The organism is Pseudomonas sp. MF09156, from assembly GCF_059862305.1.
In genome coordinates this window covers 732,436-745,302 of record NZ_JCBCUR010000001.1, presented here as the reverse complement: position 1 = coordinate 745,302, position 12,867 = coordinate 732,436, and the positions used below count along the sequence as shown (strand labels likewise).

The window sequence follows — 12,867 nt, the reverse complement described above, 5'->3', positions numbered from 1 at the left end:
CTTGCACGCTTTCTATGAAGGGACGGCTGAAACCGCAGCCAGGAACCCAAGGATACTAAAGTGGCGTCTATTGTCACTGGCCCTTGCCTGTGATGACTCTAGACTCAAATAAGCTCCCCGCCGAACATCCGTCGGGCACAACAAAAACCAGAGGGCCGGCCAACGTGGAAAATGTCAGACAATTCAATAGCTTCGCCGAGTTCTATCCGTATTACCTGAGCGAACACGGCAACAGCACCTGCCGGCGCCTGCATTTTATCGGCACCAGCCTGGTGATTTTTATTCTCGCGCTCGCCATCGGCAAAGGCGCCTGGTGGCTGCTGTGGGTACTGCCGGTGGCCGGCTACAGCTTTGCCTGGGTCGGGCACTTCTTCTTTGAAAAGAACCGCCCGGCCACTTTCCAGCATCCGTTCTACAGCCTGCTGGGAGATTTCGTGATGTATCGCGACATGATCCTGGGCAAGGTGCCGTTCTAACCTACCCAAACAATAAGAGACCCGCCGATGAGCCAGCAGGCCCGCTTTACCCATATGCAGGACGGCACCCAGGAAGACTGGGCGATCATCGCCGCCGACTTCAGTGCCTACGCCCGCCAATTGCCGGGGCGCATCCTCGCGCACCTGCGGCTGCTGGAAGGTGACTTCGGTGGCTTCCCGGTGGACCGCCTGACCCATTCCCTGCAAACCGCCAGCCGCGCCTGGGCCGATGGCCGCGACGAAGAATATGTGGTCTGCGCGCTGCTCCACGACATCGGCGATACCCTGGGCTCCTACAATCACCCGGACATTGCCGCCGCTATCCTCAAACCGTTCGTCAGCCCACAGAACCTGTGGATGGTGGAAAAGCACGGGATTTTCCAGGGCTACTACTTTTTTCATCACCTGGGCATGGATCGCCACCTGCGCGAGCAATTTGGCGAACACCCGCAGTACGAGCAAACCATTGAGTTCTGTGCCCGCTATGACGCGGCCGCGTTCGACCCGGCCTATGCCACCCTGCCCCTGAGCTTTTTCGAACCAATGCTGGCGCGGGTCTTCGCCCAGCCCAAGACTTCGATCTACAAGGCCGCCATGGAGCGCCAGGCCAGCGTGTGACCTCTTGTCACTTGCGTGTTGGCGCAAATGGTTCGTGGATTTGCCGAGATAAAAGTCTTTTTGTCATTTGCAGTGCTGTATCCTGCCCAGGCTTTGTGAAAAGCGCGGCACATCTGCAATTCCACAACAGACCTTGCGAGGAGCGACGACGATGCACGAGATTCCCAATCTCCCCTTCCCAAGCCTGCACGAGACCGAGCAGCCAACCCCGCAACAGGCCGGCAGCGACAAGCCAGTACCGGCACAGGCAACACCGGTCGACAGCGATAGCGACGACTGACCGCAGTACCCAGACCGTGTGGAAAGCGTGACACTGCGCGCTTTCCACACCGCCTGAATCAAGAGACACGCCACATGCCCGACACTCCCAAGCATTCCCCCGATGAAGCGATACTCGGCGCCGCCCTGCAAATGGTCGATGTGTGGAGCCGCCTCAGCCCGGAAAAGCAGGCGCTGCTGCTCAAGCGCTTCGGCACCCAGGAAAACGCCCTGGCCGCGCTGGTCACCACGCGCATGCTCAACCCCGCCCCCCTGTAGGAGCCACTTGCCGGCGATCGCAGTCATGCAGCCGCCAAAGGTTTTATGCCCTGTACAGCGCAAAGCATCGGTATCATAAGCAGCCTATCTTTTCCTGCCGCGACAGTGGACCCTTCCCATGCCAGATACCCAGCGCCCCATGGCGGTCACGCTGCAAGTCGTTTCCATCGTGCTGTTCACCTTTATCGGCTACCTGAACATCGGCATTCCCCTGGCCGTATTGCCGGGCTATGTCCATAGCGACCTGGGCTTTGGCGCCGTGATCGCGGGCCTGGTGATCAGTGTGCAGTACCTGGCCACCCTGCTGAGCCGGCCCTACGCCGGGCGTATCATCGACAATCGCGGCAGCAAGCGCGCGGTGATGTACGGCCTGGCCGGCTGCGGCTTGAGTGGGGTGTTCATGCTGGCATCCGCCGCCCTGACCCATCTGCCGGCCCTGAGCCTGGCCAGCCTGCTGATTGGCCGGCTGGTGCTGGGCAGTGCCGAAAGCCTGGTGGGATCGGGCTCCATTGGCTGGGGCATCGGCCGGGTTGGCGCGACGAATACCGCCAAGGTCATCTCCTGGAACGGTATCGCCAGCTACGGCGCCCTGGCGATTGGCGCACCTTTGGGGGTGCTGCTGGTCCGCCAGTTCGGGCTGTGGAGCATGGGCGCAAGCATCATTGCCCTGGCAGTACTGGGCCTGTTGCTGGCCTGGCCCAAAGTCGCGGCGCCCATCGTGGTGGGCGAACGCCTGCCGTTCATGCATGTGCTCGGCCGCGTGCTGCCCCACGGCTGCGGGCTGGCCCTGGGCTCCATCGGCTTTGGCACCATCGCCACGTTTATCACCCTGTATTACGCGACCCAGAACTGGGATAACGCGGTGCTGTGCCTGAGCCTGTTCGGCGCCAGTTTTATCGGCGCGCGCTTGCTGTTCGGTAACTTGATCAACCGGATCGGCGGGTTTCGCGTGGCGATTGCCTGCCTGTCGGTGGAAACCCTTGGCCTGTTGCTGTTGTGGCTGGCGCCGAATGCCGAACTGGCCCTGGCGGGCGCGGCCTTGAGCGGCTTCGGGTTTTCCCTGGTGTTTCCGGCGCTGGGGGTTGAAGCGGTCAACCTGGTACCCGCCTCCAGCCGTGGTGCGGCGGTGGGTGCCTATTCGTTGTTTATCGACTTGTCACTGGGGATCACCGGGCCACTGGCCGGGGCAATTGCGGCGGGTTTCGGCTTTGCCTCGATCTTCTTGTTTGCCGCGCTGGCGGCCTGCGCCGGGCTGCTGCTGAGCCTGTACCTGTATCGCCAGGCCCCCAAATACCGCGACGAACGTAACGCCGGCTAGAAATCTACCTTGCCGCGCCCGGCCTTGATGCTGCCGCGCTTGGTCTTGGATTCCAGGCGCCGTTTTTTCGAGCCCAGGGTGGGTTTGGTCGGGCGGCGTTTTTTCTCGACCTTGGTCGCGCTGAGGATCAACTCCACCAGGCGCTCCAGGGCATCGGCGCGGTTCTGTTCCTGGGTCCGGTACTGCTGGGCCTTGAGGATCAGCACGCCGTCGCTGGTAATACGGCCGTCGCGCAGCGCCAGCAAGCGTTCCTTGTAGAACGGCGGCAACGAGGACGCGCCGATATCAAAGCGCAAGTGCACGGCGCTGGAGACCTTATTGACGTTCTGCCCGCCTGCGCCCTGGGCGCGGATGGCCGTCAACTCGATTTCGGCATCGGGCAGGTGCACGTTACTGGAGATCACCAACATGGAAAGCGGGTCCGTTGACACCTGTAGGAGCCGGCTTGCCGGCTCCTACAGGGTGGGCTAGTTGTTCAGCGAGGATACAGCACTCAAGTCGGCCAGCGCCTTGCGCTTGTTCTTGAGCACGTAGCACACCCACATAAAGGCCACCCAGACCGGAATCGCGTACACCGAGACCTGGATCCCCGGAATCAGCAGCATGACTCCCAGGATAAACACCACGAACGCCAGGCACACATAGTTACCGTAGGGGTACCACAGCGCCTTGAACAAAGGCACCTGAGCGGTGCGGTCCATGTGCTGGCGGAACTTGAAGTGCGAGAAGCTGATCATCGCCCAGTTGATCACCAACGTGGCCACCACCAGGGACATCAGCAGTTCCAGGGCGTGCTGCGGGATCCAGTAGTTCATCAACACCGCCACCAGGGTGACAGCCGCCGAGGCCAGGATCGAACGCACCGGCACGCCGCGCTTGTCGATCTTCGCCAGCGCCGCCGGGGCGTCGCCCTGCTCGGCCATGCCCAGCAGCATGCGGCTGTTGCAGTAAGTGCCGCTGTTGTACACCGACAGCGCCGCCGTCAGTACCACAAAGTTGAGGATATGCGCGGCAGTGTTGCTGCCCAGCATCGAGAACACCTGCACGAACGGGCTGCCGCTGTAGGCATCGCCGGAAGCGTTCAAGGTCACCAGCAGGCTGTCCCACGGCGTCAGCGACAACAGCACCACCAGGGCGCCGATGTAGAAGATCAGGATGCGGTAGATCACCTGATTGATCGCCTTGGGGATCACGGTGCGTGGCTGGTCCGCTTCCGCGGCGGTAAAGCCGAGCATTTCCAGGCCGCCAAACGAGAACATGATGATCGCCATGGCCATCACCAGGCCGCCAACGCCATGGGGGAAGAACCCGCCGTGCTCCCACAGGTTGCTCACCGACGCCTGGGGCCCGCCGGTACCGCTGACCAGCAGGTAGCTGCCCAGGGCGATCATGCCGACAATCGCCACTACCTTGATAATCGCAAACCAGAACTCGGCCTCGCCAAACACCTTGACGTTGGCCAGGTTGATCACATTGATCAGCACGAAAAACGCCGCCGCCGAGACCCAGGTCGGAATCTCCGGCCACCAGTAGTGCACGTACTTGCCGACGGCGGTCAACTCGGACATGCCCACCAGAATGTAGAGGATCCAGCAGTTCCAGCCCGACAGAAAGCCTGCGAAACCGCCCCAATACTTGTGGGCAAAATGGCTGAAGGAGCCGGCCACTGGCTCTTCGACGATCATTTCGCCCAGCTGGCGCATGATCATAAAGGCAATGAAACCGCAGATGGCATAACCAAGGATCATCGACGGACCGGCTGACTTCAGCACCCCCGCCGAGCCCAGGAACAGGCCGGTACCGATCGCGCCACCGAGGGCGATCAATTGAATATGACGATTTTTCAGGCCGCGCTTCAGTTCGCCTGAATGCGAGTTGGGTCCACTCATGAAAAGGGTCTCACGCAAGGTTTGATGATGTTCAATACACGATGCTGCTTTGAAACCGACTCAAGCAGCGCCGATCAAACCCCAGCGCAGGCACCAGGAGTTCAGCGTCTTTCTAACGGTCATGCGTCACCTGTTTGTTTTTATCTGTGACGAAATCGAACCCGTCCGGCTTATGGCCAGGCGGAGTTAACAAGGCAGCTAGCCTTGAAGGCCTTTTGCGTGGATACGCAAGGGGGGTCACAGTAAAACGCGGCGCATTGTACACCGCTCGATCCGTTAGGGAGGGTTGTGGGGGAGATTGTTGGCCATCCGTAAGATTTTCTTTACAGAAAAAGCCCATCGAGGGCGCGCCCCGCCTAGGCCCATCCCGCCCGTAAAACAATCGTTACAGACTGGAAGCTATTTCTGACGCTCCACCGACTCCCACGTGGCGAGCGGGCTTGTCGGATCGCCGCATCGCCGCGAAGACGTCGGCCCAGCAAACACTGATGTTGACTGACCCACTGCTTTCGCGGGCAAGCCCGCTCCTACAGGGGATCTCACTGGGGCAGAGAATGTTGGCACCACCACAGATCACGTGTGGGAGCGGGCTTGTCGGATCGCCGCATCGCCGCGAAGACGTCGACCCAGCAAACATTGATGTTGACTGACCCACTGCTTTCGCGGGCAAGCCCGCTCCTACAGGGGGGCTGCGCTTAACTGACTGGCATTAGGGCAAGCCCGCTCGCCACACCGCGTGCAAAAAAAAACGCCAACCCGCAGGTTGGCGCTTTTTCTTACAGCTTGAAGCTTAAAACTTGCTGCTGCACTTAAGGCTTCTTACGCCCAAAACCCGGGCGCTGGCCGGAGCCTGCCGGCGCACCGCGGCGCTTGCCCGACGGCTCATCAGCTACCAGTTTGAGCCCTGGGCGCTTTTTCGGCGCGGGCTTGGCTGGGCGCTTGGCACCTTCGGCTGGACGATCGGTCTGCGGAGCACCACGGCCGGTATCGCCACGGTTGCTGCGACCGCCCGTTGGCGCCTCGCCACGACCGGCCGGACGCGGAGTACGCGGTGCACGCTCGCCATCCTGACGGGCCGGAGCCGACGGACGACGATCGCCCTCGATCTGCGGCTGACGGGAAATACGACCGCCAGTGGCCGGTGCATCCAGCGCCGGGCGCAAAGTACGGGCAACGCGCTCGGTACGTGCCACAGGGCGCGACGATTTACGCTGCATGCGCTCCAGCTTGTCTTTGCTCTTGGCGTTCATCTGCGGCATGGCCACAGGGGTCAGGCCGACTTCAGCACTGAGGATGTCGACTTCGTACTGGCTCATTTCGCGCCAACGCCCCATCGGCAGGTCCGAATTGAGGAACACCGGGCCGAAACGCACGCGCTTCAGGCGGCTGACCACCAGGCCCTGGGATTCCCACAGGCGCCGTACTTCACGGTTACGCCCTTCCATCACCACGCAGTGGTACCAGTGGTTGAAACCTTCGCCACCTGGCGCCTGCTTGATGTCGGTGAACTTGGCCGGGCCGTCTTCCAGCACCACGCCAGCCTTGAGGCGTTCGATCATCTCGTCATCGACTTCACCCCGTACACGCACCGCGTATTCGCGGTCCATCTCGTAGGACGGGTGCATCAGGCGGTTGGCCAACTCACCGTCGGTGGTGAACATCAGCAGGCCAGTGGTGTTGATGTCCAGGCGACCGATGTTGATCCAACGGCCTTCTTTGGGCTTGGGCATCTTGTCGAACACGGTTGGACGGCCTTCCGGGTCGTCACGGGTGCAGATCTCGCCGTCGGGCTTGTTGTACATGATCACGCGGCGCACCGATTCGGCGGCCTCTTCACGCTTGATGACCTTGCCATCAATGGTGATTGCGTCATGCAGGTCGACACGCTGGCCCAGGGTGGCTTCAACGCCATTGACCTTGATGCGCTTCTGGGTGATCCAGGCTTCTACGTCGCGGCGCGAGCCAACGCCGATACGGGCGAGGACTTTTTGCAGTTTCTCGCCGGCTGGGCCGATTTCCTGGCTGTCGTTCTGGTCTTGGTCTTTCATCTTAAGCACCTCCCGGTGTGTCGATTCAGGCGTGGCCTGAAGGTATTGAAACTGGGGTCTTGGGCGAACGCATCGCCAAAGGGTCGCGAATCATACGCTCATGGCGCGCATTGCGCATCAGAGACTAGTCGATATGGGCCGGCTCATTTGCTTTTCCGCCGACCGGTGGCGCCCAGGGCGATCAGCCGTAGCTCGGCTTCGGCCAGCACCGCGCGCTTGTCGACCTTGTCGAGCTTCTTCCAGGCCCGGATCTCACGCTTGCTGCGCCCGCAGCCGACGCAGATGTCGTCGCTGAATTTGCAGAGGCTGATGCAGGGGTCTTTGGTGGAGCTCATCACTACCTCACGGCACAGGGCTTTTCTGTAGGAGCTGGCTTGCCTGCGATGGCGGTGTGTCAGCCAGCCTATCCGGTGCTGACCCAGCGCCATCGCAGGCAAGCCAGCTCCTACAGGGGATCTCGTTTGCAGCACGAGTTTGGCTACACAACACATCAATGTGGGGGGGCAGACCGGGTCAGTCTTCGAATTCGCGGCGTTCGTTTTCGATGGCTTCGGCCAGTGCCCGGGCTTCGGCTTCTTCTTCGCTCAACTCGGGTTGTTCCAGGGCGGCAACGGCAGCCAGCAGTTTTTCGCGGGCGGCCGCCACACCCAGGATGTCTTCCTCAGGCTCAGGTTCGACCGCAGGCGCCGTTTCAACGTTCATCGGCGTTGCGCCCGCCCCATCACGCAGCAAGTCATCAAAGTCGGTCTTGATCCCCTGCTCCATATCGTCCAGCTCCAGCAGCAAGGTATGGAAACTGGTCTCGTGCTTCGGCTCCTCCGGTTCGGCGCTGGCATCGGCCAGTTCCTGCAAGCCGGGCGGCACCGGGGCATCGTCGAAGTCGAGCACCGGTTCGGCCTCGATCTCGCGCAGCTCGGCCAGTGGCGGCAGGTCGTCGAGGTTTTTCAGGTTGAAGTGGTCGAGAAACACCTTGGTGGTAGCAAACATCGCCGGTTTGCCGGGTACGTCGCGGTAGCCGACGATGCGGATCCACTCGCGCTCCAGCAGCGTCTTGACGATGTGGCTGTTGACCGCCACACCGCGCACATCCTCGATCTCGCCACGGGTGATGGGCTGGCGATAGGCAATCAGCGCCATGGTCTCCAGCATCGCCCGGGAATAACGTTGCGGGCGCTCTTCCCACAGGCGCCCCACCCACGGCGAAAATTTCTCACGGATCTGCAAGCGATAGCCCGAGGCCACTTCCCGCAGCTCAAAAGCGCGGCCGTCACAGGATTTACGCAGGATTTCCAGGGCCTTCTTGAACACCGGCGGTTCCGGGCGCTCGGCTTCTTCAAACAGTTCAAACAGGCGCTCCAGCGATTGGGGCTTGCCCGAGGCCAGGAGGAAGGCTTCCAACAGCGGTGCCAGTTCGCGAGGTTCAGTCAGATTCATCAATTCAGCTCGTTATTCGGCTCGCGCCCGCACGTGGATAGCCGCAAAAGGCTCATTCTGCACCAGCTCGACCAAGGACTCCTTGACCAGTTCGAGGACCGCCATAAAGGTCACGACCACGCCCAGGCGCCCCTCTTCGGCGGTAAACAGCTCGACAAACGGCACAAACCCGCCGCCCTTCAGGCGCTCCAGCACATCGCTCATGCGCTCGCGGGTGGACAAGGCTTCGCGGCTGACCTGGTGGCTTTCAAACATATCGCCACGGCGCAGCACCTCGGCCATGGACATCAGCAGTTCCTCCAGGCTCACATCTGGCAACAATTTACGCGCCCGGGCCTCCGGCGCATCGAGCTTGGGCACCACCACGTCACGGCCCACGCGGCTCAAGCCGTCGATGCCTTCGGCGGCAGCCTTGAAGCGCTCGTACTCCTGCAGGCGGCGGATCAGTTCGGCGCGGGGGTCGTCCTCTTCCGCTTCGATCGTCTCGGAACGCGGCAGCAGCATGCGCGACTTGATCTCCGCCAGCATCGCAGCCATCACCAGGTACTCGGCGGCCAACTCCAGGCGCACCGATTGCATCAACTCGACATAACCCATGTACTGGCGGGTGATTTCCGCCACCGGGATGTCGAGGATATTGATGTTCTGTTTGCGGATCAGGTACAGCAGCAAGTCCAACGGGCCTTCGAAGGCCTCAAGGAAGACTTCCAGGGCATCCGGCGGGATGTACAGGTCCAGGGGCATTTCCATGACGGCCTGGCCGTAGACCATGGCAAATGGCAGTTCCTGCTGGGCACCGGCCTGGCTGTCGACGGTTTCCACGGCCGACATTCAGGCCTCGACCATGAACGGTGCAGGATCGCCACAGCCTACCCGGATCACCTCTGGCTCGCCGTCGGCCAGGTTGATCACGGTGGACGCCTTGCCACCGCCGAAGCCGCCGTCGATGATCAGGTCCACCTGTTTTTCCAGGAGTTGTCGCATTTCGTAGGGGTCTTCCAACGGTTCAGTCTCGCCGGGCATGATCAGCGACACGCTCATCAGCGGCTCACCCAGCTCGGCCAGCAGCGCCAGGGCGATGGGGTGCTCCGGCACCCGCAGGCCGATGGTGCGTTTCTTCGGGTGCAGCAGCAGGCGCGGCACCTCGCGGGTGGCATTGAGAATAAAGGTATAGGGCCCTGGCGTATGGGCCTTGAGCAGGCGGAAGGTGCCGGTATCGACCTTGGCGAACAGACCCAGCTGCGACAGGTCGCTGCAGATCAGCGCGAAGTTGTGGTTTTTATCCAGGTCGCGCAGGCGTCTTACGCGCTCCACCGCATTCTTGTCGCCGATTTGGCAACCAATGGCGTAGGAGGAGTCCGTGGGGTAGATCACCACGCCACCGGCGCGAATGATCTCCACGGCCTGTTTGATCAGCCGCGCTTGCGGATTTTCCGGATGAATCTGGAAAAATTGACTCACGTTCTCTACCTGTTCAGACAGTGGCGGTAATGGGGTCATGCTTGAATCGCCCCCACAGGAGCGGCAAGTCTTCCGGGACCGGGCGGTATTCGCCGATCTCCGACCAGCCGCCTGGGCCATGGAAATCACTGCCGGCACTGACCAGCAGACCAAATTCACGGGCAAGAATCGCCAGGCTGCCAACCTGTTCGGCGGGTTGATGCCCATTGACCACTTCGATGGCGTGGCCACCCGCTTGAATATAGTCGCCTATCAGCTTGCGACGCTTGCTGCGGGTAAAATCGTAATGCCAGGGGTGCGCCAGGCTGACCCAGGCCCCGGAGGCGCGCAGGGTCGCCACAGTGTCTTCGAGGGTCGGCCAATGCAGCTTGACGTCCCCCAGCTTGCCGGCGCCCAGCCATTTGCGGAACGCTTCGGCGCGATCCTTGACGTAACCCTCGCGCACCATCCAGTCGGCAAAATGCGGGCGGGCCGGCGCGTTGCCGCTGTCACCCAGCGCCTGCTGGATGGCACGGGCGCCCTCAAGGGCATTGGGCATTCCCTTGAGCGCCAGTTTGCGGCTTATTTCTTCGGACCGCAGCCAGCGGCCATCGTGCAACCGGGCGATGGCCTCCACCAGCGGCGGGGCCGTGACATCAAAACCGTAGCCCAACACATGAATGGTTGCGCCGCCCCAGGTGCAGGACAGTTCGACGCCATTGACCAGTTGCATGCCCAGCGCCGTAGCGGCAATACGCGCCTCGTCCAGGCCTTCGAGGGTGTCGTGGTCGGTCAACGACAGGACTCGCACGCCTTTTTCAAACGCACGCGCAACCAGTACCGCGGGCGCCAGGGCGCCGTCGGAGGCCGTGCTGTGGCAGTGCAAATCAACATTCACGGGAGTCTGTAACCTCAAGTCAGCTGGCGCTTACGCTACCAAGGATGTTTGTTATTATGCCGCCACATCCAGCTTCTGGCTCTTACTGTGAAACAATTCATCGACTTCATCCCGCTGTTGCTGTTCTTCATCGTTACCAAACTCGACCCCAGGGTCATCGATATCGCCGGTCATGAGCTGTCGTTCGGGGGGATCTACAGCGCCACTGCCGTCCTGATCATCAGCTCTGTGGTGGTCTACGGCGCCATCTTCATCTCCCAGCGCAAACTCGAAAAAAGCCAATGGCTGACCCTCATCGCCTGCCTGGTATTTGGCGGCCTGACCCTGGCCTTCCACAGCGAAACCTTCCTTAAATGGAAAGCCCCGGTGGTCAACTGGCTGTTCGCCCTGGTCTTTATCGGCAGCCACTTCATCGGTGATCGCCTGCTGATCAAGCGAATCATGGGCCATGCGCTGACCCTGCCGGAGCCGGTCTGGACACGCTTGAACGTGGCCTGGATCGTGTTTTTCCTGTTCTGCGGCGCCGCCAACCTGTTCGTGGCCTTCACCTTCCAGAACTATTGGGTCGACTTCAAGGTGTTCGGCAGCCTGGGCATGACCGTCCTGTTCCTGATCGGCCAGGGTATCTACCTGTCGCGCCACCTGCATGACACCGCCCCTACCACGCCAAAAACCGAGGACTGACATGCTCTACGCCATCATTGCCACCGACGTCGCCAACTCCCTGGAAAAACGCCTGTCCGTGCGCCCGGCCCACGTGGAACGCCTCAAGGCGCTACAAGCCGAAGGGCGCTTGGTGCTCGCCGGCCCGCACCCGGCCGTCGACAGCAATGATCCGGGAGATGCCGGCTTCACCGGCAGCCTGATCATCGCCGAGTTCGCCTCCCTGGCCGATGCCCAGGCCTGGGCCAAGGCCGACCCGTATGTTGCAGCCGGCGCCTATGCCGATGTCGTGATCAAACCCTTCAAGCAAGTCCTGCCTTGATTCAGGTGACGCCGAACCTATTGGGTTCGGCAAACGTCTAATCGCTCATTATTCTCGGTAACCTGCCGACAACGTTCTGAATATTCGTGTGGAATCAGGAGTTCCGATGCGCTTACGTCAGTTGTGTCTGTTGGCAGTGTTAACGATCGGGGCTACGGCCCAGGCTGAAGAAACCTCGAACACCGGCAGTTCCACGCCCCTGTCCTTGAGTGCCGGCAGCCAGATCACCGAGTTGCAGCAACGCCTGAAAGAAAGCGAACGCCTGCGCGAAGAACTGAGCAAACAATTGCAAACTGCCGATGCCGCCCGCGAAAGTGCGCAACTGAGCCGGCTGCGCCAGGACAATCAGCGCCTGGCCCAGCAACTCAAGGACGCGCAAGGTGGCGCCCTGCCACGTTGGCTCACCGACCAGCAGCAATGGTTCGTGATTGGCGCAGGAGTTGCGCTGGTTGCCCTGCTGTGCGGTATCTTCGCCAGTGGCGGGCATCGGCGCCGTCGACAATGGCTAAATTGAGTGAGTCATGAGCGAGCTGTTACTGATAGATGATGACCAGGAGCTCTGTGAGCTGCTGACCAGTTGGTTGAGCCAGGAAGGTTTCCAGGTGCGTGCTTGCCATGACGGCGTGAGTGCGCGCAAAGCCCTGGCCGACGCCGCGCCGGCGGCCGTGGTGCTGGACGTGATGCTGCCCGATGGCAGCGGCCTGGAGTTGCTCAAGCAATTGCGCGCCGACCACCCTGAATTGCCGGTACTGATGCTTTCGGCCCGGGGCGAGCCCCTGGACCGGATCATCGGCCTGGAACTGGGCGCCGATGACTACCTGGCCAAACCCTGCGACCCCCGCGAACTGACCGCCCGCCTGCGGGCCGTATTGCGCCGCAGCCACCCGACGGCGGTGTCGACCCAACTGGAACTGGGTGACCTGTGCTTCAGCCCGGTGCGTGGCGTGGTGATCATCGACAGTCAGGAACTGACCCTCACCCTGTCCGAAAGCCGCCTGCTGGAAGCCTTGCTGCGCCAGCCGGGCGAGCCCCTGGACAAGCAGGAACTGGCGCAGATCGCCCTGGGCCGCAAGCTGACCCTGTATGACCGCAGCCTGGACATGCACGTGAGCAACCTGCGCAAGAAAATCGGCCCGCATGCCGACGGCCGCCCGCGGATCGTCGCACTGCGCAGCCGTGGCTACTACTACACCCCCTGAAATCCCCTGTAGGAGCCGGCTTGCC

Annotated in this window: 17 protein-coding genes; 9 read left to right on the top strand and 8 right to left on the bottom strand. The window is 61.6% G+C overall.

Features of this window, described 5'->3' with window-relative positions:
- Positions 1-164 precede the first annotated feature (164 nt).
- The 5 genes from AC19YY_RS03505 (at position 165) to AC19YY_RS03485 (ending at position 2,949) form a co-directional block, all read left to right on the top strand.
- Positions 165-476: an Mpo1-like protein gene (locus AC19YY_RS03505; protein ID WP_170041913.1), complete on the top strand. Its 312-nt coding sequence runs from the start codon at positions 165-167 to the stop codon at positions 474-476.
- A gap of 27 nt (positions 477-503) precedes the next feature.
- Positions 504-1,094 (top strand): HD domain-containing protein, encoded by a 591-nt coding sequence (locus tag AC19YY_RS03500; RefSeq protein ID WP_169955366.1) that lies wholly within the window; start codon positions 504-506, stop codon positions 1,092-1,094.
- A gap of 151 nt (positions 1,095-1,245) precedes the next feature.
- Entirely contained in the window at positions 1,246-1,374 is a 129-nt protein-coding gene (locus AC19YY_RS03495; RefSeq protein ID WP_262376940.1) for a hypothetical protein, read from the top strand.
- A gap of 74 nt (positions 1,375-1,448) precedes the next feature.
- Positions 1,449-1,631: a hypothetical protein gene (locus AC19YY_RS03490; RefSeq protein WP_169955367.1), complete on the top strand. Its 183-nt coding sequence runs from the start codon at positions 1,449-1,451 to the stop codon at positions 1,629-1,631.
- A gap of 118 nt (positions 1,632-1,749) precedes the next feature.
- The gene (locus AC19YY_RS03485) at positions 1,750-2,949 is read left to right on the top strand and encodes an MFS transporter (protein ID WP_169955368.1); all 1,200 of its coding nucleotides are present in this window, start codon (positions 1,750-1,752) and stop codon (positions 2,947-2,949) included.
- On the opposite strand, the gene arfB is transcribed toward AC19YY_RS03485, so the two are convergent.
- The 8 genes from arfB to AC19YY_RS03445 all read right to left on the bottom strand — a co-directional run bounded on the left by arfB (position 2,946) and on the right by AC19YY_RS03445 (position 10,658).
- Entirely contained in the window at positions 2,946-3,359 is a 414-nt protein-coding gene (gene arfB, locus AC19YY_RS03480) for an alternative ribosome rescue aminoacyl-tRNA hydrolase ArfB (RefSeq protein WP_500603861.1), read from the bottom strand. The two genes, AC19YY_RS03485 and arfB, sit on opposite strands and share 4 nt — an antisense overlap.
- Positions 3,360-3,416: 57 nt before the next feature.
- The gene (locus tag AC19YY_RS03475) at positions 3,417-4,838 is read right to left on the bottom strand and encodes an amino acid permease (protein WP_170041911.1); all 1,422 of its coding nucleotides are present in this window, start codon (positions 4,836-4,838) and stop codon (positions 3,417-3,419) included.
- 809 nt (positions 4,839-5,647) lie between these two features.
- Complete coding sequence (rluB, locus tag AC19YY_RS03470) at positions 5,648-6,886, bottom strand: 23S rRNA pseudouridine(2605) synthase RluB (RefSeq protein ID WP_057960500.1); 1,239 nt, start codon at positions 6,884-6,886, stop codon at positions 5,648-5,650.
- Positions 6,887-7,029: 143 nt separating this feature from the next.
- The gene (locus AC19YY_RS03465) at positions 7,030-7,221 is read right to left on the bottom strand and encodes a DUF1289 domain-containing protein (protein WP_057439987.1); all 192 of its coding nucleotides are present in this window, start codon (positions 7,219-7,221) and stop codon (positions 7,030-7,032) included.
- A 178-nt stretch (positions 7,222-7,399) separates the two neighbouring features.
- Positions 7,400-8,320 carry an SMC-Scp complex subunit ScpB gene (gene scpB / locus AC19YY_RS03460; RefSeq protein WP_500603860.1) on the bottom strand — a complete coding sequence of 307 codons (921 nt, stop codon included), beginning with the start codon at positions 8,318-8,320 and terminating at the stop codon, positions 7,400-7,402.
- 12 nt (positions 8,321-8,332) lie between these two features.
- Positions 8,333-9,151, bottom strand: coding sequence for a segregation and condensation protein A (locus tag AC19YY_RS03455; RefSeq protein WP_492633626.1), 819 nt, complete (start codon positions 9,149-9,151; stop codon positions 8,333-8,335).
- Complete coding sequence (locus tag AC19YY_RS03450; protein WP_169954698.1) at positions 9,152-9,781, bottom strand: L-threonylcarbamoyladenylate synthase; 630 nt, start codon at positions 9,779-9,781, stop codon at positions 9,152-9,154.
- 13 nt (positions 9,782-9,794) lie between these two features.
- Entirely contained in the window at positions 9,795-10,658 is an 864-nt protein-coding gene (locus AC19YY_RS03445) for a PHP domain-containing protein (RefSeq protein ID WP_169954697.1), read from the bottom strand.
- An 87-nt stretch (positions 10,659-10,745) separates the two neighbouring features.
- On the opposite strand from AC19YY_RS03445, the gene AC19YY_RS03440 reads away from it, so the two are divergent.
- From AC19YY_RS03440 to AC19YY_RS03425, 4 genes are all read left to right on the top strand, one after another.
- On the top strand, positions 10,746-11,342 hold the full coding sequence (locus AC19YY_RS03440; protein WP_170056866.1) for a septation protein A: 597 nt from the start codon (positions 10,746-10,748) through the stop codon (positions 11,340-11,342).
- A gap of 1 nt (position 11,343) precedes the next feature.
- Entirely contained in the window at positions 11,344-11,643 is a 300-nt protein-coding gene (locus AC19YY_RS03435; protein WP_169954695.1) for a YciI family protein, read from the top strand.
- A gap of 106 nt (positions 11,644-11,749) precedes the next feature.
- Positions 11,750-12,157, top strand: coding sequence for an SH3 domain-containing protein (locus tag AC19YY_RS03430; RefSeq protein ID WP_169954694.1), 408 nt, complete (start codon positions 11,750-11,752; stop codon positions 12,155-12,157).
- Between the two features lie 7 nt (positions 12,158-12,164).
- Entirely contained in the window at positions 12,165-12,842 is a 678-nt protein-coding gene (locus AC19YY_RS03425; protein WP_500603859.1) for a response regulator transcription factor, read from the top strand.
- The last annotated feature ends 25 nt before the right edge of the window (positions 12,843-12,867 follow it).